This is a genomic window from Streptomyces sp. NPDC058650 (assembly GCF_042717315.1).
Taxonomy (GTDB): domain Bacteria; phylum Actinomycetota; class Actinomycetes; order Streptomycetales; family Streptomycetaceae; genus Streptomyces.
In genome coordinates this window covers 1-21,663 of sequence record NZ_JBHXRL010000026.1, presented here as the reverse complement: position 1 = coordinate 21,663, position 21,663 = coordinate 1, and the positions used below count along the sequence as shown (strand labels likewise).

Genomic DNA, 21,663 nt, shown 5'->3' with positions numbered 1-21,663 from the left:
CGGGTACGACACCGGGTACGACACCGCCCGAGGAGACGGAACAGACCATGACCGGAAGCAGCCCGGACCGCGCGCTCCTGCCGACCGCCACCGGCGCCGAGTGCATGGCGGCGCTCCGCACCATGCTCCACGGCCACCGGCTCCTGGCCGTGGCCGCGATCACCGTCCTGGTCGCCGGCACGGCCATCGGGCTGCTGACGGCGCCCCTGCTCGGCCACATCGTCGACCTGGTGGTGGAACAGCGGGGGTCCCAGGCCCTGACGCTGCCGCTCGTCCTGCTCATCGCCGTCGCCGTGGCGCGCGGCGCCGCCGCCGCCGTCGGCAGCACGCTCGTCGCCCGGCTCGGCGAGACCGTGCTCGCCGCGCTGCGCGAGCAGTTCATCGAGCGGGCGCTGCGGCTGCCGCTGGAGCGGGTCGAGGCGGCCGGCTCCGGCGACCTCGTGTCCCGGGTGACGAGCGATGTGACCATGATCGCGAAGTCGGTGCGGCAGGCCCTTCCCGAGTTCAGCCGGTCCGCGCTCACCATCGTGCTGACCTTCGCGGGACTCGCCGTGCTCGACTGGCGGTTCCTGCTCGCCGCGCTCCTCGCCGCGCCGGTGCAGGTGTTCTCAGTCCGCTGGTACATGCGCCGCTCCTCCCCCGTGTACGGCGAGCACCGCATCGCCACCGGGGCGTTGCAGCACCAGCTGCTCGACAGCGTCGGCGGTGCGCGGACCGTGCGCGCCTTCCGGCTCGGCTCCACGCACACCGGGCTTCTGGAGGACCGGTCGGGGGCCGCGCGCGACCTCGGCCTGCGGGGCATCCACCTCGTCACGGGCTTCTTCTCCCGGCTGAACCTCGCCGAGTTCATCGGCCTCGCCGCGATGCTCGCCACCGGCTTCGTCCTGGTCGACGGCGGCTCGGTCACCATCGGTACGGCCACCGCGGCCGCGCTGTACTTCCACAGCCTCTTCAACCCGATCAACGCCACGCTGTACCTCCTGGACGACGCGCAGTCCGCGGGCGCGAGCTTCGCCCGCCTGGTGGGCGTCTCGGCCCTGCCCGCGGAGTCCGCGCCGGAGGAGGCCGACGCGCCCGTGGACGGTTCCGTCACGGTGTCGGCGCTCGGTCACTCGTACGGCACCGGGGCTCCGGTGCTGCACGACGTCGACCTCACCGTGCGCAGCGGGGAGCGGGTCGCCCTGGTCGGCGCGAGCGGGGCGGGCAAGACGACCCTCGCCAAGGTCATCGCCGGGGTCCACGAGCCGACGTCGGGCTCGATCACCCTCGGCGGGGTGCCCGTGGGGAAGCTGGGCCCGGCCGGGGTCCGGCGCGCGGTGACCCTGATCAGCCAGGAGGTGCACGTCTTCGCCGGGCCGCTCGCCGAGGACCTGCGGCTCGCCCGGCCCGGCGCCGGTGACGAGGAGCTGCGCGCGGCCCTGGACCGGGTGGGCGCCCTGGAGTGGGCGGAGGCGCTGCCCGAGTGCCTGGCCACGGTCGTCGGAGAGGGCGGGCACCGGCTGACGGTGACGCAGGCGCAGCACCTCGCGCTGGCCCGGCTGGTCCTCGCGGATCCGCCCATCGCCATCCTCGACGAGGCGACGGCCGACGCGGGCAGCGCGGGCGCGCGCGTCCTGGAGGACGCCGCGGCGCGGGCCCTTGAGGGGCGTACGGGCATGATGGTGGCCCACCGTCTTCCGCAGGCCGCGACGGCCGACCGGGTCGTCGTCCTGGACAAGGGGCGGGTCGTGGAGAACGGCACCCACGAGGAGCTGATCGCCGCGGGCGGGCGGTACGCCGACCTCTGGGCCGCGTGGTCCGACAGCCGCCGGCAGCCGGCGGAGAAGGTGCCGAAGCCGGCCTCCGACTCCGAATCCGGCGCCGAGGTGCCGGTCTCGCCGGCTCTCTAGGCACGACCGGCCCAGGAGCGACCGGCTCCAGGGGCACCCGGCTTCGGGAGCGACCGGCTTCGGGGGCGACCGGCTCCAGGAGCGACCGGCTCCAGGGACGCCCGGCTCCAGGGACGCCCGGCTTCAGGAGCGCCCGGCTCCAGGGACGCCCGGCTTCAGGAGCGACCGGCTCCAGGAGCGACCGGCTTCGGGAGCGACGGTTCCCAGGAGCGACCGGCCTCCGGCTCGACCGGCTTCAGGCGCGAAACGCCGGAGGGGCGTCACGACGGATCGTCGTGACGCCCCTCCTTTCGTTACTCAGCCCTGCCGGGCCACGAGGCTCGCCGGGCGCAGGTCGGTCCAGTGGGCCTCCACGTACGCCAGGCACGCTTCTCGGGTGTTCTCACCGAAGACGGTCCGCCAGCCGGCGGGTACCGCGGCGAAGGAGGGCCACAGCGAGTGCTGGTTCTCCTCGTTGGCCAGGACCCAGAAGCGGCCCTGCGAGTCCTCGAAGGGGTTGGTCGTCATGCGTTCTCACTCCTCGTGGATGTGACGTCGAACAGTTCGGACAGCGGCTGCTCGGAGTCGGCTGTCACCGTGCGCAGCAGGGTCTGGAGTTCTTCGGCGAGCCGGCGGGCCTTGGCGGCGCCGATCCGCTCGTGGGCGTGGATGATCCCGCAGTGCACGGGCCCGTCGCCGCGCGGCTCGTAGAAGGAGAGCGTCAGCTCCGCCCGTGCCGAGCCGGTGGGGACGGCCTGGAGGCTACCCACGCCGCCCTCCAGCCGGTCGAGGTCGGCCTGCTCGTGGTGGATCACCATCACCTGCGGGCCCTCCGGCCGCAGGCCGGCCGACCGGACGACCGCGTCGAAGGGGACGTCCTGCCGGTCGAGGGCGCTGAGCGTGGTCTCCCTTACGCGGCCGAGCAGTTCGGCGAAGGTCGGGTCGCCCGCCGTGTCGGTGCGCAGCAGGACCGTGTTGAAGAAGCAGCCGACCAGGTCCGCGAGCCGGTCGTCGGTGCGCCCGGCGACCATCGTGCCGATGGGCAGGTCGGTGCCCGCGCCGTGGGCGGTGAGCAGGGCGGCGAGCGCCGAGTGCAGGACCATGAACATGCTGGTGCCGGTGGCCTGCGCGAGCCGGTCCACGTCGGCGTGCAGCCGCTCGTCGAGGACGAACTCGACGATCCCGGCCGCCGGCCCGTGACCGGTGTGCTCCTCGGTCCGGGGGCCGGGGACGCCGGCCGGCAGTGCCAGTTCGCGCGGTGCCTCCCTGAGCGTCCGGCGCCAGTAGGCAAGTTGGCGGCCGCCCCGGCTGTCCGGGTCGTCGACGTCGCCGAGGACCTCGCGCGCCCAGCGGATGTAGTCGCCGTACGTCACGGGGAGCGGCTCCCAGTCGGGCGCCCGGCCGGCGGTCCGCGCTCCGTAGGCCGTGGTGAGGTCGCGGAGGAGCGGGACCACGGACCATTCGTCCACGGCCAGGTAGTGCATGGTCAGCAGCACCGCCTGGGCCCCGTCCGGGCCGGTGAGCAGCCGGACGCGCAGGGCGGGTTCCCGCTCCAGGTCCGGTGCCTGCCCGGCCAGTTCGGCCAGTCGGGCGTCCAGGTCCGCGCAGTGCTCGGCGGTCGGGGCCGGTGCCTCGGCGGCCCGCCGGAGCACCGTCCCGTCGGGCTGCGCGGCGAAGGCCGTGCGCAGCGGCTCGTGGCGGGCCGTCACGTCGGCGAGCGCGGCGGTGAGGGCGTCGGCGTCGAGTCCGCCGGGCGAGCGCAGCACGAGCGCGTGGTCGAAGCCGGGGCTCCGCCGGTACGCGTTCCACTGCCACTGCTGTACGGGTGCCACCTGAAGGTCGCCGTCGGGCTCGGCGTCCCGCGCGGGGCGCAGCGCCGGGCGGGCGGCCGTCGCGCCGTCCAGCTTGCCGGCGATACCGGCGACGGTCAGGGCGTCGAAGACGTCCCGGATGCTCAGCTCGACGCCGAACTCGGCGCGGATCCGGCCGAGGAGCCGCATCGACGCCATGGAGTGGCCGCCGAGCGCGAAGAAGCTGTCGTGGACGCCGACGGAGTCCAGCTTGAGGATCTCGCAGAACAGCTCGGCGAGCCGGGCCTGGGTGGGGGTCGCCGGGTGGGCGTCGCCGGTCATCGCGGACCATCGCGGCGCGGGCAGCGCCTTGTGGTCGAGCTTGCCGTTGGGCGTGAGCGGCAGCGGGCCGTCGAGGGCGACGACGAGGGCGGGGACCATGTACTCGGGCAGCTGCCCTGCGACATGGGCGCGCAGCTCCTGCGGGTCGAGCTCCCTCGTCGTCCCCGCGCCGGTCTCGGGTACGGCGTAGCCGACGAGCCGGACGATGTCGCCGTCGCGGTCGGGCAGGACGGCGGCCTGGGCGACGGACGGGTGGCCGGCGAGGGCGGCCTCGATCTCGCCCAGTTCGATGCGGAAGCCGCGGATCTTCACCTGGGTGTCGACCCGGCCGAGGAAGTCGAGGTTGCCGTCGGCGCGCCAGCGGGCGCGGTCGCCCGTGCGGTACATGCGGCTGCCGGGCGTGCCGAACGGGTCGGCGACGAACCGCTCCGAGGTGAGCCCCGTCTGCCCGAGGTAGCCCCGGGCGAGGCCTCGCCCGGCGACGTACAGCTCGCCGACGACACCGGTTGGCACCGGCCGCAGGTGCTCGTCGAGGACGTAGCAGCGGGTGTTGGGGTCGGGGCGGCCGATCGGCACCCGTCCGGAGGCCCGGCCTCCGTGCTCGCGGGCGGGCCACAGCGTCGAGTTGACCGTCGCCTCGGTGAGTCCGTACGCGCAGATCAGGTGCGCGGTGGCGCCGAACCGCTCGAACAGGTCCGGCGGCACGGTCTCGGTGCCGACGAGGACGGTCGAGCCCTCCGGCAGGGCGCAGCCCGGGGGCAGCGCCGAGACGAGCGAGGGCGGCAGGATCATGTGGGTGATCCGCTGGTCGGCGAGGAAGTCGGTGAGCGCGGGGCCCGCGACCCTGGCCTCGTCGGTGATGAGGACGAGCCGTCCGCCGTGGCAGAGCGCCATGGCAAGCTCGAAGGCGAAGACGTCGAAGCCGATGGACGCGAACTGGAGGACGCGGCTGTCGTGTTCGAGGCCCATCCGGTCGACGGCGGTGGCGACGAGGCTGGCGATGCCCTCGTGCGGGACGACGACGCCCTTGGGGCGGCCGGTCGAGCCGGAGGTGTAGATGACGTACGCGGCCTGGTGGAGGCCCGCCGGTCCGCCGGGCGGCGGCGTCGCGGGCAGCGCGTCCAGTTCGGCCGCGGTGTCCGGGGCGTCGAGCAGGAGCACCGGGACGCCCGGCACGTCGGGGATCTTCCCGGCGACGGACTCGGTGCCGACGACGACGGCCGCGCCCGAGTTCTCGATCATGTACGTGAGGCGGTCGCCCGGGTGGACGAGGTCGAGCGGCAGGAACGCGGCGCCCAGCTTCAGCGCGGCGAGGACCGTCGCGATCATGTCCACCGAGCGCGGCACGGCCACGCCGACGACGCTCTCGGCCCCGACGCCGCGGGCCGCGAGCAGCCGGGCGACGCGGTGGGCGCGGGCGTCGAGCTGGGCGTACGTCACCGACCGGGAGCGCTCGACGACGGCGACGGCGTCCGGGCGCTCGGCGACCCACCGGGCGAAGAGCGCCGGCAGGGTCTCCTCGTCGACCTCGCGGGGCGCGCCGTTGAAGCCTTCGAGGACCAGTCGGCGTTCTTCGGCGGAGAGGATCTCGGCCCGCGACACGGGCTGGTCGGGGGCCGCGACGAGGGCCGCGACCAGCCTGCGGAGGCGGTCGGCGACGAGCTCGGCGGTCTCCCGGTCGAAGAGTTCGGTGGCGAACTCCAGGCGGCAGCCGAGGGAGTCGGAACCCCCGGCGCCCTCGACGGGGCTCCGCTCCGTGAAGCTGAACACGAGGTCGAACTTGGCGGTGCCGATCCCGAAGGGGACGTAGTCGGCCCGGAGCCCGGGCAGCCGCAGCTCGTCGTCGGTGCGGGCGTGGTAGCCGACCATCACCTGGAACAGCGGGTTCCGGGAGAGGGAGCGGGTCGGGTTGAGCTTCTCCACGACCGACTCGAAGGGGACGTCGGCGTGGGAGAACGCGGCCAGGTCGGTCTCCCGGACCCGGGCGAGCAGTTCGGTGAAGCTGGGGTCTCCCGCGAGGTCGGTCCGCAGCACCAGCGTGTTGACGAAGAAGCCGACGAGTTCGTCCAGGGCCTCGTCACCCCGTCCGGCGATGGGTGCGCCGAGGGGGATGTCGGTGCCCGCGCCGAGCCGGTGCAGCAGGGCGGCGACGGCCGCGTGGGCGACCATGAACATGCTGGCGCCGGTCTCGCGGGCGAGCCGCTTGAGTCCGTCGTGGACCGTCCGGTCGAAGGTGATGTCCAGCTCGCCGCCGGTGAACGCCGGGCGGGCGGGCCGCGGCCGGTCGGTGGGCAGTTCCAGCTCCTCGGGGGCGCCGGCGAGGGTCGTGCTCCAGTGCTCCAGCTGCCGGGCCGCGAGGCTGTCCGGGTCGGCCGGGTCGCCGAGGAGACGTCGCTGCCAGAGCGCGTAGTCGGCGTACTGGACGGGCAGCGGCTCCCAGTCGGGGGCGGCGCCGTCGAGGCGGGCCGTGTAGGCGGTGGTCAGGTCCCGCAGGAAGGGGCGGTCGGACCACTCGTCTGTGGTGATGTGGTGCAGGAGCAGCGCGACGACGTGGTCGTCCGGCGCGACCTCCACGATCGTGGCGCGGACGGGCAGTTCACCGGAGAGGTCGAAGGGCCGCCGGACGGCGGCGTCGACGATGCCGGGCACCTCGTCCTCGGTGGCGCGCAGGTGTTCCACGGCCGGCGGCACGCCGGCGGGCAGGACCCGCTGGAACGCCTGGCCCTCGCGCTCGGCGAAGACCGTGCGGAGTGCCTCGTGGCGGGCGGTCACGTCGGCGAGGGCGGCGCACCAGGCCGTGCGGTCGAAGGCGCCGCGCAGGCGCATGACGAGCGGGAAGTTGTACGCGGCCGAGGTGCACTCGATCTGCTGGATGACCCACAGGCGCTGCTGGGCGTGGGACAGCGGCAGTTCGTCGGGCCGCTCGGCGGCCGTGAGCGCCGTCAGGGCCGGGCGGGCGGCGCCGCGCGGGGCGGTCGCGCGCTCCACGAGCTCGGCGACGGTGGGCGCCTCGAACAGGTCGCGGATCGCGAGTTCGGCGTCGAGCGCGGTGCGGGCGCGGCTGACGAGCCGGGTGGCGAGGAGGGAGTGCCCGCCCAGGTCGAAGAAGTCGCTGTCGATGCCGACGCTGCCCTCGGCGAGGCCGAGGACCTCCGCGAAGAGCGCGCAGAGCGTCTCCTCCTGCGGCGTGCGCGGCGCCCGGGTCTCGCCCGTGCCGGCGAAGTCGGGCGCGGGCAGGGCCTTGACGTCCAGCTTGCCGTTGACGGTGAGCGGCAGGGTGGCCACGGTGACCAGCGCGGACGGGACCATGTAGTCGGGCAGGCCGGCCTTCAGGTGCTCGCGCAGCCGGGGAACGAGCGTCTCGTCGCCGGGTCCGGCCGAGTCCTCCCGTACGACATAGCCGACGAGGCGCTTGGTGCCGGCGGTCTCGTGGACGACCACGGCGGCGTGGGCGACCTCCGGGTGCGCGGACAGGGCCGTGGAGATCTCGCCGAGTTCGATGCGGTAGCCGCGGATCTTCACCTGGTCGTCGGTGCGGCCGAGGAAGTCGAGCAGGCCGTCGGGCCGCTGCCGTACGAGGTCGCCCGTGCGGTACATGCGTTCGCCGGGCTCGCCGAACGGGTCGGCGACGAACCGCTCGGCCGTGAGGCCGGCGCGGTCGTGGTAGCCGCGGGCGAGGCCCGTACCGGCGATGTACAGCTCGCCGGGGCAGCCCGGCGGTACGGGGCGCAGCATCGTGTCGAGGACATGGGCGCGAGTGTTCCGGATGGGCAGGCCGACGGTCGGCGTCGCGCTGTCGGTGGTGGAGCCGCCGAGGGTGTTGATCGTGTACTCGGTCGGGCCGTACAGGTTGTAGCCGTACGTGTCGTCGGTGTCGCGCAGGCGCGTCCAGACGGTGTCGGAGACGGCCTCGCCACCGAGCAGGACGAGGGCGGGCCGGTGCCTGCCCGTCGCGCTGCCCGTGGTCTCGTCGCGGTCGAGGAGGCCCTCCTCGATGAGGAGCTGGGCGTAGGTGGGCGTCACGTTGACGACGTCGACGCGATGTTCGTCGCAGTACGCGACCAGGGCCTCGGCGTCGCGACGGAGTTCCTCGTCGCAGACGTGGACCTCATGGCCCTCGACGAGCCAGAGCAGCTCCTCCCAGGACATGTCGAAGGCGAAGGAGACGGTGTGCGCGATGCGCAGCCGTCGTCCGCCTGCCGAGGCGATGGCCGGGTCGAAGATCTCCTTCTGGTGGTTGAGCTGCATGTTCGTCAGACCCCGGTAGGGGGTGACGACGCCCTTGGGGCGGCCGGTGGAACCGGAGGTGTAGATGACGTACGCGGGGTGTTCCAGCCGGTCCGGCACGCCGCGGGCGAACGCGGGCCGCTCGGCGTCGGTGATCCCGGCGCCGGACAGCGCGGCCAGCTCGGCCGTCACCGCCGGGTCGTCGAGGAGGAGTTCGGGGGCGACGGGCCCGTGCTCGCCGCGCAGCGTCGGGGCGACGGCGGTCGTGGACAGCAGGCACAGCGGTCCCGTGTCCTCGGCCATCAGGCGCAGCCGGTCGGCGGGGTGGTCGAGGTCGAGCGGCAGGTAGGCGGCGCCGGTCCGCAGGACGGCGAAGAGCGCGGCCACCATCTCGATGGACCGGGGCAGCGCGAGCGCCACGACGGTCTCGGGTCCGGCGCCGCGGGCGAGGAGCAGCCGGGCGAGCCGGTTGATTCGCGCGTCGAGTTCGGCGTATGTCAGGGCGACGTCGCCGAAGACGAGCGCCACGGCGTCGGGGGTACGGGCGACCTGGGCCGTCAGCATGTCGGCGACGGTCTCGTCCGGCACGTCCCCGCGGGTGGCCGTCCGGCCGGATTCCAGCGCGGCGCGCTCCTCCGGCAGCAGCAGGTCCATGCCGGCGGTACGGGCGGGCGTCGCGCCGTCGAGGCCCTCGCCCAGCCGCTCCAGGACCGTCGTGAAGCGGGCCAGGATCGTGGCGGCCGCCTCGGCGTCGAAGAGGTCGGGCCTGGCCGCCAGGGTCACCCGCAGCCGGGCGCCGGGCGTGACGATCAGGGTGAGCGGGAAGTGGGTGCCGTCGACGTTGGAGACGCCGGTGATGCCGTGCCGCGCCCGGAGCTCCGCCGCGCGGTCCTCGCCGTCGGCCGAGCGGAGCACGAAGAGGGTGTCGAAGAGGCGGCGGTGGCCGGTCTCCTGCTGGAGCGTGCCCAGGCCCACGTACTCGTACGGCATGACGGTGGCGCGCTCGGACTGCATCCGGCGCAGCAGGTCGAGGAGCGGCTCGTCCGGGGCGAAGGCGACGCGGGCGGGGACGGTGTTCAGGAACATGCCGATGATGCCGGCCACGTTCGGTACGTCCGCCGGGCGGCCGGCGACCGCGGTGCCGAAGGCGACGTCCCCGCGGCCCGTCATCGCCGAGAGCACCAGGCCCCAGGCGGCGTTCAGGACGGTGTTCAGGGTGAGTCCGTGGCGCCGGGCGAGAGTGCGGAGCCGGTCGCTGCTCTCCTGGGTGAGGTGGGCGTCGAAGTCGGCGGGGATGACCGGGCCGGCGTCGCGTCCGGAGGGGGCGACGAGCGTCGGTTCGTCGAATCCGGCCAGCGTCCCGCGCCAGGCGTCCAGGGCGGCGGCGGTGTCCTGGGCGTCGAGCCAGGCCAGGTAGTCGCGGTACGAGCCGGGCAGCGGCAGGCCGGTGGCGTCACCGGCCCGCTCGTACAGCGTGAACAGCTCCTCCAGGAACAGCCAGGCGGACCAGCCGTCCCAGAGGATGAGGTGGTGGGTGACGACGAGCCGGTCGCGGCCGTCGCCGAGGCGGATGAGCAGCAGCCGGCAGAGCGGCGCGGCGGACAGGTCGAAGCGCTGCCGGCGGTCGGCGGCGAGCAGCTCCTCCACGCGGGTCCGCTGCTCCTCCTCGGAGAGGTGGGTCAGGTCCTCCTCCACCAGCGGGATCTCGGCGCCGTCGGCGATGAACTGCACGGGCCGGGGCAGGCCGTCGCTGGTGAATCCGGCGCGGAGGCTGGTGTTGCGGTCGAGGAGGGCGCGGCAGGCGGCCCGCAGCCGGTCGGCGTCGACCCGGCGGTCGAAGTCCAGGGCCTCCTGGGACTGGTAGACGTCGAGGGCGTCGCCCGCGTCGTAGGTGGCGTGGAAGTACATGCCCTCCTGGAGCGGGGAGAGCGGCCAGACGTCCGCGACGGGGAGTCCGGCGGCGGCGTGGACGCGCTCGGTCTCCTCGGGGGTGAGGACGAGCCCGCCCAGCGGGGCCGGGGCGGGCGCGGGGGTCGGGGGCTCCGGGGGCGCGGCCGCGGTCAGCTGGTCGAGCAGGGCCTTCAGAGCCGGGTCGACGGCCGCGCCGGACTGCTGCTGGAGGGCGAGGACGGCCTGGAGAGCGGCGGCGGCCTGCCCGGCGTCGGTGGCGGAGACGGTCACGCCGTCGGAGTGCACGGGTACCTCGGTTGTCTGGGGTGCGGTGGGGTCGGCCGGGGCCTCGGCCGGGGCCGCGTGCGCGGCCGTCTCGGCGAGGGCGGCGGGGGTGCGGCACGCGAACACGTCGCGCGGGCTGAGCGTCAGCCCGTGCTCGCGGGCGCGGGTGGCGACGGTGATCGAGGTGAGGCTGTCGCCGCCCAGGACGAAGAAGTCGTCGTCGACGCCGATGCCCGGGACGCCGAGGACGTCGGCGAAGATCGCGCACAGGGCCCGCTCGCGTTCGTCGCGGGGCGCGCGCCCGTCCGCCCGGGGCGCGGCCTCGGGGGCGGGCAGGGCGTTCTGGTCGAGCTTGCCACTGGGCGTCAGGGGCAGTTCGGCGAGGACGACGACGGCGCCGGGCACCATCGGGGCGGGGAGCGCGCCGGCGAGACCGGCATGCAGCGCCGCGGAGTCCGGGGCGGCGCCGGGGGCCGGGACGGCGTAGCCGACGAGGGCGCCGTCGCGGACGACCACGGCCGCTCGCGCGACGCCGGGGAGCGCGGCGAGCGCGGTCTCGATCTCGCCCGGCTCGATGCGGTTGCCGCGGATCTTGACCTGGCGGTCGGTGCGTCCGAGGTACTCGACCGCCCCGTCGGCTCGCCGCCGCACCAGGTCGCCGGTGCGGTACATCCGGGTGCCGGGCTCGCCGAAGGGGTCGGCGACGAACCGCTCGGCGGTCAGCCCGGGCCGGTCGTGGTAGGCCCGCGCCAGCTGGACGCCCGCGAGGTACAGCTCGCCGGGCACCCCGTCGGGCACCTGGCGCAGGAACGGGTCCAGGACGTGGAGCCGGGTGTTCCACACGGGCCGGCCGATCGGCACGGCCGGTTCGTCGCCGCCCTCGTACGGGAAGTACGTGACGTCCACGGCGGCTTCGGTGGGGCCGTACAGGTTGTGGAGGGGGACGGGTCCCCGCCCGCCGCGGGAGGTCCCGGCCGTGAGGTCCTGCCAGCCGCGGGCGTCGGCTCCGGTGAGCGCCTCGCCGCTGCAGAACACCCGGCGCAGGCTCGTCGCCCAGTCGGGAAGGTCCCTGGCGGTCTCCATGACCTGGGTGAACGCGGCGAGCATCGAGGGCACGAAGTGGGCGGTGGTGACGGCCTGTTCGTGGATCAGGTCGGCCAGGTAGGCCGGGTCGCGGTGGCCGTCGGGGCGGGCGAGGACGACGGTCGCGCCCTCGGTCAGGGCCCAGAAGAACTCCCACACCGACACGTCGAAGCTGGACGGGGTCTTCTGGAGGACCCGGTCGTCGGCGGTGAGACCGTACGCGTGCTGCATCCAGGCGAGCCGGTTCACAATGGCCCGGTGGGTGACGGCGACGCCCTTGGGGCGGCCGGTGGAGCCCGAGGTGTAGATCAGGTACGCGGGGTGGTCGGGTCCGGCGGCCCCCGCCGCCGTTGCTGTTGCTGCTGTTGCTGTTGCTGCTGCTGCTGCTGCTGCTGGGACGGTCTCGGCCCGGTCGTTCGCGCCGATGACGACGTGGTCGAGGCCGGGCACCGCGGGCAGCCGGCCGGCGGCCTCCGCCGTCGTCACGACGGTGCGGGCGCCCGAGTCGGTGAGCATGAACGCGACCCGGTCGGCCGGGTAGTCGAGGTCGACGGGCAGGTAGGCGGCGCCCGTCCGGAGGACGCCGAGGAGCGCGACCATCAGCTCGGCCGAGCGCGGCACCGCGACGGCGACGTACCGCTCGGGGCCCGCGCCGTGGGTGCGGAGCCGGGCCGCCAGGGCCTCGGCGCGCCGGTCGAGTTCCGCGTAGGTGAGGGTGATGTCCTCGAAGACGACGGCCGAGGCGTCCGGGGCGTCCGCCACCCGCGCGGCGAAGAGCGCGTCGAGGGTCGTCTCGGGAACCGGGTGCCCGGTGGCGTTGAGTTCCGCGAGGTGTTCCCGCTCGCGGAGGGAGAGCAGGCCGGTCCGGCCGACGAGACGGGAGGGTTCGGCGACGACGGTCCGCAGCAGGGCCGTGTACCGGCCGGCGAGGACCGCGACGGCCACCTGGTCGAGGCGTGCCGCGTCGTGCTTGAACCGCAGCAGCAACCCGCCGTCGGCCGGCTCGACGACGAGCGCGAGGGGGTAGTGCACGGCGTCGAGGACCTCGGCGCCGGTGATGCGCAGCTCCTCCGGCTTCTGTCCGCCGGACCGGTCGCCGGTCGGGTAGTTCTCCAGGACCACGAGCGTGTCGAAGAGTTCGCCGCCGCCCGCGACCCGCTGGATGTCGGTGAGGCCGAGGTGCTGGTGGTCGAGCAGGGCCGTGTGCTCGTCCTGGACGCGCCGCAGGAGCTCCGTGAGCGTCTCGTCGGCGCGCAGGGTCACCCGGGCCGGGATCGTGTTGATGAAGAGGCCGACGGCGGAGTCGAGGCCCGCGACCTCCGTGGTCCGCCCGGACACGGTGGTGCCGAAGACGACGTCCTGGCTGCCGGTGAGCGCTCCGAGGACGAGGCCCCAGGCGCCGTGGAGGACGGTGCTCAGGGTGAGGCCGTGGGTGCGGGCGTAGGCGGTCAGCTCGTCGGCTAGGTCCTGGGGAAGGCGGGTGTCGACGTGCTCGTGCCGGGCCGGTGTGTCGACGCCGGAGGCGGTGGCGGCCGCGGTGGCCGCGGTGGCCGCGGTGGCGAGTTCCGGCAGGCGCGTGGGTCCCGCGAGCCCGGCGAGGGCCTCGCCCCACGCCGCACGCGCGGCGTCCCGGTCCCGGCCCGCCAGCCAGGACAGGTACGGCTCCGGGGCGACCGGCTCCGGTAGCGCGACGCCCTCGTACGCGGCGGTCAGTTCGCGGAGCAGGACGGAGACGGACCAGCCGTCGGCGACGATGTGGTGCAGGGTGAGGAGGAGCCGGTGGCGCTGCCCGTCCCTGATGAGGGTGGCGCGCAGCAGCGGCGGCCGGTCGAGGGCGAACCGCTGGGCGCGGTCGGCGCGCAGGAGCGCGTCGAGTCCGGTGGTGGCGGTGTCGGCCTCCCGCCACGGCAGGATCACGCGGTCGGCGAGCCGCTGGACGATCTCGCCGCCGGGCAGCTGGCGGAACGACGCGCGCAGCAACGGATGCCGGTCGAGGAGCAGTTGGAGCGAGCGGCGCAGCCGGTCGGGGTCGACGGGGCCCGTGAGGTCGAGGAGTTCCTGGACGACGTAGAGGTCGGCGGCGCGGTCGTCGAACTCCGCGTGGAAGAAGAAACCCTCCTGGAGCGGGGAGACGGGCAGCGCGTCCGCGTCGAGCTCCACCCGGGGAGCCGGGGCGGTGGCCGTCTCGCCGGCGATCCGGGCGAGCGCGGCCACGGTCCTGTTCCGGAACACCTCGCGCGGGGTGATGGCGAGACCGGCCTCGCGGGCGCGGTTGACGAGCTGGATGGCGACGATGCTGTCGCCGCCCAGTTCGAAGAAGCTGTCGTGGACGCCCACCGACGGCAGGCCGAGGACCTCGGCGAACAGCGCGGCGAGCGCGGCCTCGGCCGGGGTGCCCGGGGTGTCGGCACCGGTCAGGGCCGTCCACCGGGGCTCGGGCAGGGCCTTGGTGTCGAGCTTGCCGTTGGGGGTGAGAGGGAGCGGGCCGTCCAGGAGCACGACGGCCGACGGGACCATGTGGTCGGGCAGCGCGTCGGTCACGTGGGCGCGCGCGACCGTCACGGCGGCCTCGGCCGCCGCGCCGTCCGCTTCCGCGACCAGGTAGGCGACGAGGCGCTTCGCGCCCCGGTGGTCCTCGCGGGCGAGGACGGCGGCCTGGGCGATGCCCGGGCAGGCCATCAGGGCGCTCTCGATCTCGCCGGGTTCGATCCGGTGGCCGCGGATCTTGAGCTGGCCGTCCGCGCGGCCGAGGAACTCCAGGTTGCCGTCGGCGCCCCAGCGGACCCGGTCGCCCGTGCGGTACATCCGGGTGCCCGGCTCGCCGTACGGATCGGCGACGAACCGCTCCGAGGTCAGCCCGTGGCGGCCCAGGTAGCCGCGGGCGAGGCCGCGCCCGGCCACGTACAGCTCGCCCTCCGTGCCGGCGGGTACCGGGCGGAGTGCCGTGTCGAGCACGTAGGCGCGGGTGTTGGGGTCGGGGCGGCCGATGGGCGCGGGGCCGGGCCGGTCGGGGTCGGCGATCCAGAGCGTGGAGTTGACGCTCGCCTCGGTGAGGCCGTAGGCGACGACGACCCGGAGCCTGCCGTCCCAGCGGGCGATCAGTTCGCTCGGCACCGCCTCGGTGCCGACGACGAGCACGGCGCCGGTGGGCAGTTGGCACTCCTGCGGCAGCGCGGAGACGAGCGACGGCGGCAGGATCATGTGGGTGGCGCGGTGGCGCGCGATGTAGTCGGTGAGCGCGGGGCCGGCGACGCGGCGCTCGGCGGGGACGACGATGATCCGGCCGCCGACGCACAGCGACATGATCAGGTCCCACACCGTCACGTCGAAGCCGATGGAGGCGAACTGCACGACCCGGCTGTCGGCGGTGATGCCGATCCGCTCGGTCGCCGTGGCGATGAGGCTGCCGACGCCGTCGTGCGGGACGACGACGCCCTTGGGGCGGCCGGTCGAGCCGGAGGTGTAGATGACGTACGCGGCCTGGTCGAGGGCGACCGGGACGCCCGGGTCGGTGGCGGCCTGGGCGGCGAGGGCGTCCACGGTCGCCGGGTCGTCGAGCAGGAGGTGCGTGACGCCCTCCGACGAGGGGAGTTCACCGGCGAGGTCGCCCACGGTGAGGACGGTCCGCGCCCCGGCGTCGGACAGCATGTAGGCGATGCGGTCGCGGGGGTGGTCCGCGTCCAGCGGCAGGTAGGCGGCGCCCGCCTTCATCACGGCGAGCAGGGCGACGACGAGTTCCGGCGAGCGGGGCAGGGCCACGCCGACGACGTCCTCGGTGCCCACGCCACGGGCGGCGAGGAGGCGGGCGAGGCGGTTCGCGGAGGCGTTGAGCTCGGCGTAGGTCAGCTCGCGGTCCTCGCAGACGAGGGCGACGGCGTCGGGCCTGCGGCGGACCTGCCGCTCGAAGGCGGCGGGCCAGGAGAGTTCCGGCGCTTCGCACGGCGCCACACCGAACTCGTCGAGTACCAGGGCGCGTTCGGTGGCCGACGTGAGGTCGAGGTGGCCCAGGGGGCGGTCGAGGTCCGCTGTGAAGGCGTGCAGCAGGGCGAGGAAGCGGCGTTCGTGGTCGGCGAGCGCGGCCTCGTCGCAGACGTCCGCGTCGGCGTCGAGGTGGACGGTGAGGCCCTGACCGTGCCGGGTCTCGGCGAAGTTGACGGCGAGGTCGCTGACGGGCCCGAGCCATTCCGGGCGCAGCTCGGCCGCGTGCTCGGTTCCGCCGTCCGCGAAGAGCAGGCCCTCGGGGCGCGGCAGGATGTTGACGGTGGGGCCGACGAGCTCCGGTACGCCGTCGACGAGGCCGAGGTCCCTGGCCAGGTCCTCGGCGCGGTAGCGGCCGTGGGCGACCGCGTCGGCGACCGCGTCGCGCACGTGCGCCACGAGCGCGACGCCGGTGACGGCGGGCCCGACGGCGAGGCGCAGCGGGACGATGTTGGACACCATGCCGGGGACGGTCGCGGAGACCTCGTCCTGGCGGGCGGCGATCGGCAGGCCGAGGACGAGGTCCTGCTCGCCGCTGACGCGGTGGAGGTAGGCGGCGACGGCGGCGAGCAGGACGCGGGACGGGCGGACGCCCGCGCTCCGGGCGGCGGCGTGCAGCCGGTCGACGGCCTGCGGGTCGAGTTCCGTCGTACGCCGCAGGCGACGGGTCATCGGGGACGCGCCGCGCTCGACGAGGCGTACGGGCTCGGTCCGGCCGGCCATCCGGTCGGCCCACCAGGCGCGGTCCTTCCCGTGCCGGTCCGACGTGCGGTACGCGCGGTCGGCGGCGACCAGGCGGGCGAGGGAGCGGTCGCCGGGCGCCGGTGCCTGCTCCCGCGCCGTGTAGAGCTCGCCGGCGCGCCGGGTGACGAGGGCGACGCCCATGCCGTCCATCACGATGTGGTGGTAGCGCTGGACCCACAGGACGTGGTCGTCGGCGAGCCGCAGCAGCGCGTGGCCGGTGAGCGGTCCGTGGGCCAGGTCGACGGGCCGGTCCCGGTCCGCGGCGGTCCACGCGGCGGCGGCCTCCTCGGGGTCGGCGGCGGCACGCAGGTCCACGACGGCGAGGGCGGCGGGGAGGTCCCGGAGCGTCTGGCGTGGCCCGTCGCTCCCGGGGGCGACGTTCACCCGCAGGCACTCGGCCTCCTCGACGGCCCGGCGGACGGCCGCGGCGAGCCGGTCCAGGTCGAGGCCGCCGCGGAGGTCGAGCGCGAACACGATGTTGTAGGCAGAGCTGTCCGGCTCCAGTTGCTGGGCCAGCCAGATACCGGATTGCCCGCCGGTGAGGGGGATCCCGGAAGCGGACGTCCGGTCCGACTCGACGTCAAACATCGTACGAAGTGGCCTTTCCCTGGAGGTGCGTCGGTGTGGGGTGGTCCCGGGCGTGGCTCGGCACCCCTCCGTGCGCGGGGTGCGCCTCGAACGCCGACGGCGTGGCGGGACCGCCACGCCGTCGGTTCGATCGACGCCCCCCTGGCGCCGCGTCAGCGGCGTGCGGGTCAGCGGTGCGTCGTCACTTGACGGCCGCGAGGAGCGGCGTGACCTCGTCGATGGCGTACGGGATCGACAGGACGGTGTTGAAGGAGAACGCGGCGCCGATGTCGGGGTCCTGGTAGGGCACGAACAGGTCGCGCTTCTCCTGGTTGACCTTCAGCTTCTTGTAGAGCGGCTCCGCCTTGATGCGGTCGTTGGCCTCGGTGCTGGAGGTGACCCAGACCAGCCGGTCGACGTCGAGGATGTTGAGCTTCTCGGCGCTGAGTTCGGCGACGTTCCAGCCCGGCTTGGCCAGGCCGTCGATCTCCGGCTTCAGCTTGAAGCCGAGCTCGGAGAAGAAGATCGCCTTGGGGTCGGTCTTGGTGAACGCCGAGTACTTGCCGGCCTCGAAGGAGTCGGCGACGGCCAGCGTCTTCTGCGCGAACTCGGGGTGCTTCGCCCGGACGGCCTTGAAGCGGGTGTCGATGTCCGCGATCAGCTTCTCGGTCTCGGCGTCCTTGCCGAGCGCCTTGCCGATCTGCCGGGTCATGACCTGCCACGGAGCGCCGTAGTCGGGGTGCTCCTTGGGCTGGGCGACGACCTTGGTGAACTTGGAGAGCGTGTCGTACTGCTCCTTCTTCATCCCCGAGTACTGGGCGATGACCAGGTCCGGCTTCAGCTCCGCGATCTTCTCGATGTTGTACTCGTCGCGCTCGCCGACGATCACCGGCTTCGTGGAGCCCCACTTGTCCTTCGTCCACGGCCACTTGCCGTACGGCTGCTCCTTGAACCAGTCGACCGAGCCGGCCGGCTTGACGCCGAGCGCGAGCACCGCGTCCTGGTCGGAGAGGCCGAGCGTGACGATCGTCTTCGGCTCCTTGTCGATCGTCGTGCTGCCGTACTTGTGCGCGACGGTGACGGGGAACGCGGCGGGCTTGCCCGCTCCGTCCGCCGACGCCGAGCCGGAGGGCGAGGAGGCCGAGCCGGACTTCTCCGTCCCGCCCCCACAGGCGGCGAGTGCGAGTGCCGCCACCGCGAGGACGGCCACACGGGGAGCGGATCTGGCGAACCGCGCGAGGGCGGGACGTGCACCAGTTGACACAGACGTTCCTTTCAGGGGGATTCACAGTGCGTGCCGCGCCCGCCGGGACGGGACATCTGCCCGACGGGGAGCGGCGGGTGTTGCGTGGGGGGCGCGGAGAGGTGCGTGGGGTGCGGTGCGGGGCCTAGCGGGCCGTACCCACACCGTCGACGACCGGCCGGCCCTCACCTGAGGAGGGGGCGGGGACGGAGGTCGGGGAAGGGGCGGTGGCCGGGCGGTGGCCGACGACCGAGTCGAGGATCTCTCCGACCCTGATCGCGGTGTTGGAGAGCAGCGACGACGTGATGCCGTGGGTGTGCTCCGTACCGCCCTGGAGGTAGATGCCGCAGCGCAGTTCGGGGTCGGTGGCGACGCGGTAGTCGCGTTCGACCCGGATGCGGCCCTGCTCGTCGCGGTGGCAGCGCTCGGCGACCTCGCCCAGGAGGCCGAGCGGGTCGGCGGGGCTGTAGCCGGTGGCGAGCACGACCACGTCGGCGTCGAGCGTGGTCTCCTCGCCGCTGACCAGGGACCTGACGGTGGCGCGGGCGCCGTCCGGACCGTCCTCGACGCCGATGAGCCGGGAGATGTTCAGGAAGCGCAGCCGCTCGGTGCCGAGGACCTTCTCCTGGTACTGCTGCCGGTACAGGTCGTCGATGAGGTCGATGTCCACCACGGAGTAGTTGGTGTTGCCGTGGTACTCCATCAGCTTGCGCTTGATGTCGTCGGGCGCGGTGAAGTACTCGTCGACCGCTTCGGGGTCGAAGATGCGGTTGGCGAAGGCGCTGTCGTCGGCGGGGCTGTAGCCGTAGCGGGAGAAGACGGCGCAGATCTCGGCGTCGGGGAACCGGCGGTGCAGATAGGCCACGTTCTCGGCGGCGCTCTGCCCGGCACCCACGACGACGAACCGCTCGGGGGCAGTGCCCTCCAGACTGTCCACCTTGGCCAGCAGGTCGGAGTTGTGCCAGACCCGTTCGCTCCGCTCGATGCCCTCCGGCATGCGGGGGCGCAGTCCGGTGCCGAGGACGAGGTTGCGGGCGCGGTGGACGACGAGCTCCGTGCCGGCGCGGGCGGTGACCTCCAGGTACTCCACGACGCCGTCCTGGACGACGGGTTCGACGGCGATGATCTCGTGACCGTACGAGACCATGTCGTCGACCTTCGCCGCCGCCCACTCGAAGTAGTCGTGGAACTCCACGCGCAGCGGGAAGAGGTTCTTGTGGTTGACGAAGTCGATCAGCCGGCCCTTGCTCTGCAGGTAGCAGAGGAAGCTGTACTCGCTGGACGGGTTCCGCAGCGTCACGAGGTCCTTGAGGAAGGACACCTGCATGGTCGCGTCGTCGATCAGCATGCCGCGGTGCCAGCCGAAGCACGGCTGCCGCTCGAAGAAGTGCGCGGTCACCGCCTCCTCCCTGCCGACGCGGGCGTTGTGCTCGCTGAGCGCCAACGCCATGGCCACGTTGGACGGCCCGAAGCCGATTCCAATGAGGTCGTGGACCAGAGGTGTGTCACCAGGAAGAACCTGAGACATGTGACTCCCATCGTGCGTGCCGCCTGTGGGGGGCGTGGCCTGGAACAGGGTGTTCGGGGCACACCGGAGAGGGCGACCCGAGCGGAACTTAGGTAAAGCTAACCTGATTTGACTCCGCCTGTCGACGGCCCGCGACGATCGATGGCGAAACAATGGCTTCGAACAGCCTTGAAACATGGCCCAGTTGTCATGTTAGGTAAGCCTTGCTTTACTTGCGTCGATCAATCGCTCTTCCTAGGAGGAAGCCCATGCGGGTCGTCATGTTCGGTTATCAGACCTGGGGCCATCGCACCCTCCAAGCGCTCCTGGACTCCGAGCACGACGTGGTGTTGGTCGTGACACACCCCAAGAGCGAGCACGCCTACGAGAAGATCTGGAGCGACTCGGTCGCCGATCTGGCCGCGGAGCACGGCGTCCCCGTCGTCATCCGCAACCGGCCCGACGACGAGGAGCTGTTCGAGCGGCTCAAGGAAGCCGATCCGGACATCATCGTGGCCAACAACTGGCGTACGTGGATCCCGCCGCGCATCTACACCCTGCCGCGCCACGGCACGCTGAACATCCACGACTCGCTGCTGCCGAAGTACGCCGGCTTCTCGCCCCTGATCTGGGCGCTGATCAACGGCGAACCGGAAGTGGGCGTCACCGCCCACATGATGGACGAGGTGCTCGACGCCGGCGACATCGTCCGGCAGGACGCGGTCACCGTGGAGCCCACCGACACGGCGACGGACCTCTTCCACAAGACGGTCGATCTCATCGCCCCGGTCACGATCGGCGCCCTCGGCCTGATCGCCTCCGGGCAGACCGAGTTCACCCGGCAGGACAGGTCGCAGGCCAGCTTCTTCCACAAGCGGGCCGAAGAGGACATCCGGATCGACTGGAGCTGGCCCGCCGAGGTCCTCGAGCGCCTGGTCCGCGCCCAGTCCGACCCGTATCCGGCCGCCTTCACGTTCCACCGGGGCAGGCGTCTGGAAATCCTCTCCGCCGTGGTCTCCACGGGCCGGTACGGCGGCACCCCCGGCCGGATCTTCTACCGCGAGGGCGACGGCGTCGTCATCGTCGCCGGAGCCGACGCGCGCACCGGCCGCAACCACGGCCTCGCCATCACCCGCGTACGGACGGACGACGGCCGCGAGCTCGGAGCGGCCGAGTACTTCACTTCCATGGGCGGCTACCTCACCAGCCGCCCCTGACCACGAGGACCCTCACCATGCGTACCGCACGGCCTCGGCACTACCTCATGTGCCGGCCCACCCACTTCGACGTGGTCTACTCCATCAACCCCTGGATGGACCCGGCGAAGCCCGTCGACACCCAACTGGCCATCACCCAGTGGGAGAAGCTGCGCGAGGTCTACCTGAGCCTCGGGCACACCGTCGACACGATCGACCCCGTCCCCGGCCTCCCCGACATGGTCTTCGCCGCCAACGGCGCGACGGTGATCGACGGCCGGGCGCTCGTGGCGAGGTTCCGCGACGCCGAGCGCATCGCGGAGGGCCCCGCCTACCACGACTGGCTGCGCGACAACGGATTCCCCGACCTGCGCACCGCGAACGTCGTCAACGAAGGTGAGGGCGACTACCTGTTGACCGGCGACTGGCTGCTCGCCGGTACGGGCTTCCGCAGCGACCCGCGCTCGCACGACGAGGCGCAGGAGTTCTTCGGCCGCCCCGTCATCGGGCTGACGCTCGTGGACCCGGAGTACTACCACCTCGACACCGCGCTGACGGTGCTCGACGAGCGGACGATCGCGTACTACCCGGCGGCCTTCTCGCCGGGCAGCCTCGCCGTGCTGCGGCGGCTGTTCCCCGACGCCCTCATCGCCACGGCCGAGGACGCGGCGGTCTTCGGACTCAACGCGACGTCGGACGGCCTCAACGTGGTCCTGCCGCACAACGCCACCGGCCTGACCGAGCAGTTGCGCGCCCGGGGCTTCCACCCCATCGGCGTGGACCTCTCGGAACTCCTCAAGGCCGGCGGCAGCGTCAAGTGCTGCACGCTGGAACTGCGCACGGCCACCACCTAGGGTCTGTCGTTTGGATCAGGCCGGATCAGGGAGCGGCGTCTGGTGGCGTGCATCGCAAGGCGGAGGAGGGAGTCGACGCGGAGCGTCGG

At 73.4% G+C, this 21,663-nt stretch carries 7 protein-coding genes; 3 read left to right on the top strand and 4 right to left on the bottom strand.

Features of this window, described 5'->3' with window-relative positions; translation table 11 throughout:
- Positions 1-47 precede the first annotated feature (47 nt).
- Positions 48-1,889, top strand: a complete 1,842-nt coding sequence (locus tag ACFWWU_RS32690) for an ABC transporter ATP-binding protein (protein ID WP_384151199.1) — start codon at positions 48-50, stop codon at positions 1,887-1,889.
- 297 nt (positions 1,890-2,186) lie between these two features.
- Here ACFWWU_RS32690 and ACFWWU_RS32685 read toward each other — a convergent pair whose 3' ends face one another.
- The 4 genes from ACFWWU_RS32685 to ACFWWU_RS32670 form a co-directional block, all read right to left on the bottom strand.
- Entirely contained in the window at positions 2,187-2,396 is a 210-nt protein-coding gene (locus ACFWWU_RS32685) for an MbtH family protein (protein WP_384151196.1), read from the bottom strand.
- Entirely contained in the window at positions 2,393-16,795 is a 14,403-nt protein-coding gene (locus tag ACFWWU_RS32680) for an amino acid adenylation domain-containing protein (RefSeq protein ID WP_384151193.1), read from the bottom strand. The genes ACFWWU_RS32685 and ACFWWU_RS32680 overlap by 4 nt, the downstream gene beginning before the upstream one ends.
- A 181-nt stretch (positions 16,796-16,976) precedes the next feature.
- Positions 16,977-17,984: an iron-siderophore ABC transporter substrate-binding protein gene (locus ACFWWU_RS32675; protein WP_384151190.1), complete on the bottom strand. Its 1,008-nt coding sequence runs from the start codon at positions 17,982-17,984 to the stop codon at positions 16,977-16,979.
- A 178-nt stretch (positions 17,985-18,162) separates the two neighbouring features.
- Positions 18,163-19,545, bottom strand: a complete 1,383-nt coding sequence (locus tag ACFWWU_RS32670) for a lysine N(6)-hydroxylase/L-ornithine N(5)-oxygenase family protein (protein ID WP_384151187.1) — start codon at positions 19,543-19,545, stop codon at positions 18,163-18,165.
- 248 nt (positions 19,546-19,793) lie between these two features.
- Here ACFWWU_RS32670 and ACFWWU_RS32665 point away from each other — a divergent pair, with 248 nt between their 5' ends.
- Positions 19,794-20,741: a methionyl-tRNA formyltransferase gene (locus ACFWWU_RS32665; RefSeq protein ID WP_384151184.1), complete on the top strand. Its 948-nt coding sequence runs from the start codon at positions 19,794-19,796 to the stop codon at positions 20,739-20,741.
- A 17-nt stretch (positions 20,742-20,758) separates the two neighbouring features.
- The gene (gene ddaH / locus ACFWWU_RS32660; protein ID WP_384151181.1) at positions 20,759-21,574 is read left to right on the top strand and encodes a dimethylargininase; all 816 of its coding nucleotides are present in this window, start codon (positions 20,759-20,761) and stop codon (positions 21,572-21,574) included.
- The last annotated feature ends 89 nt before the right edge of the window (positions 21,575-21,663 follow it).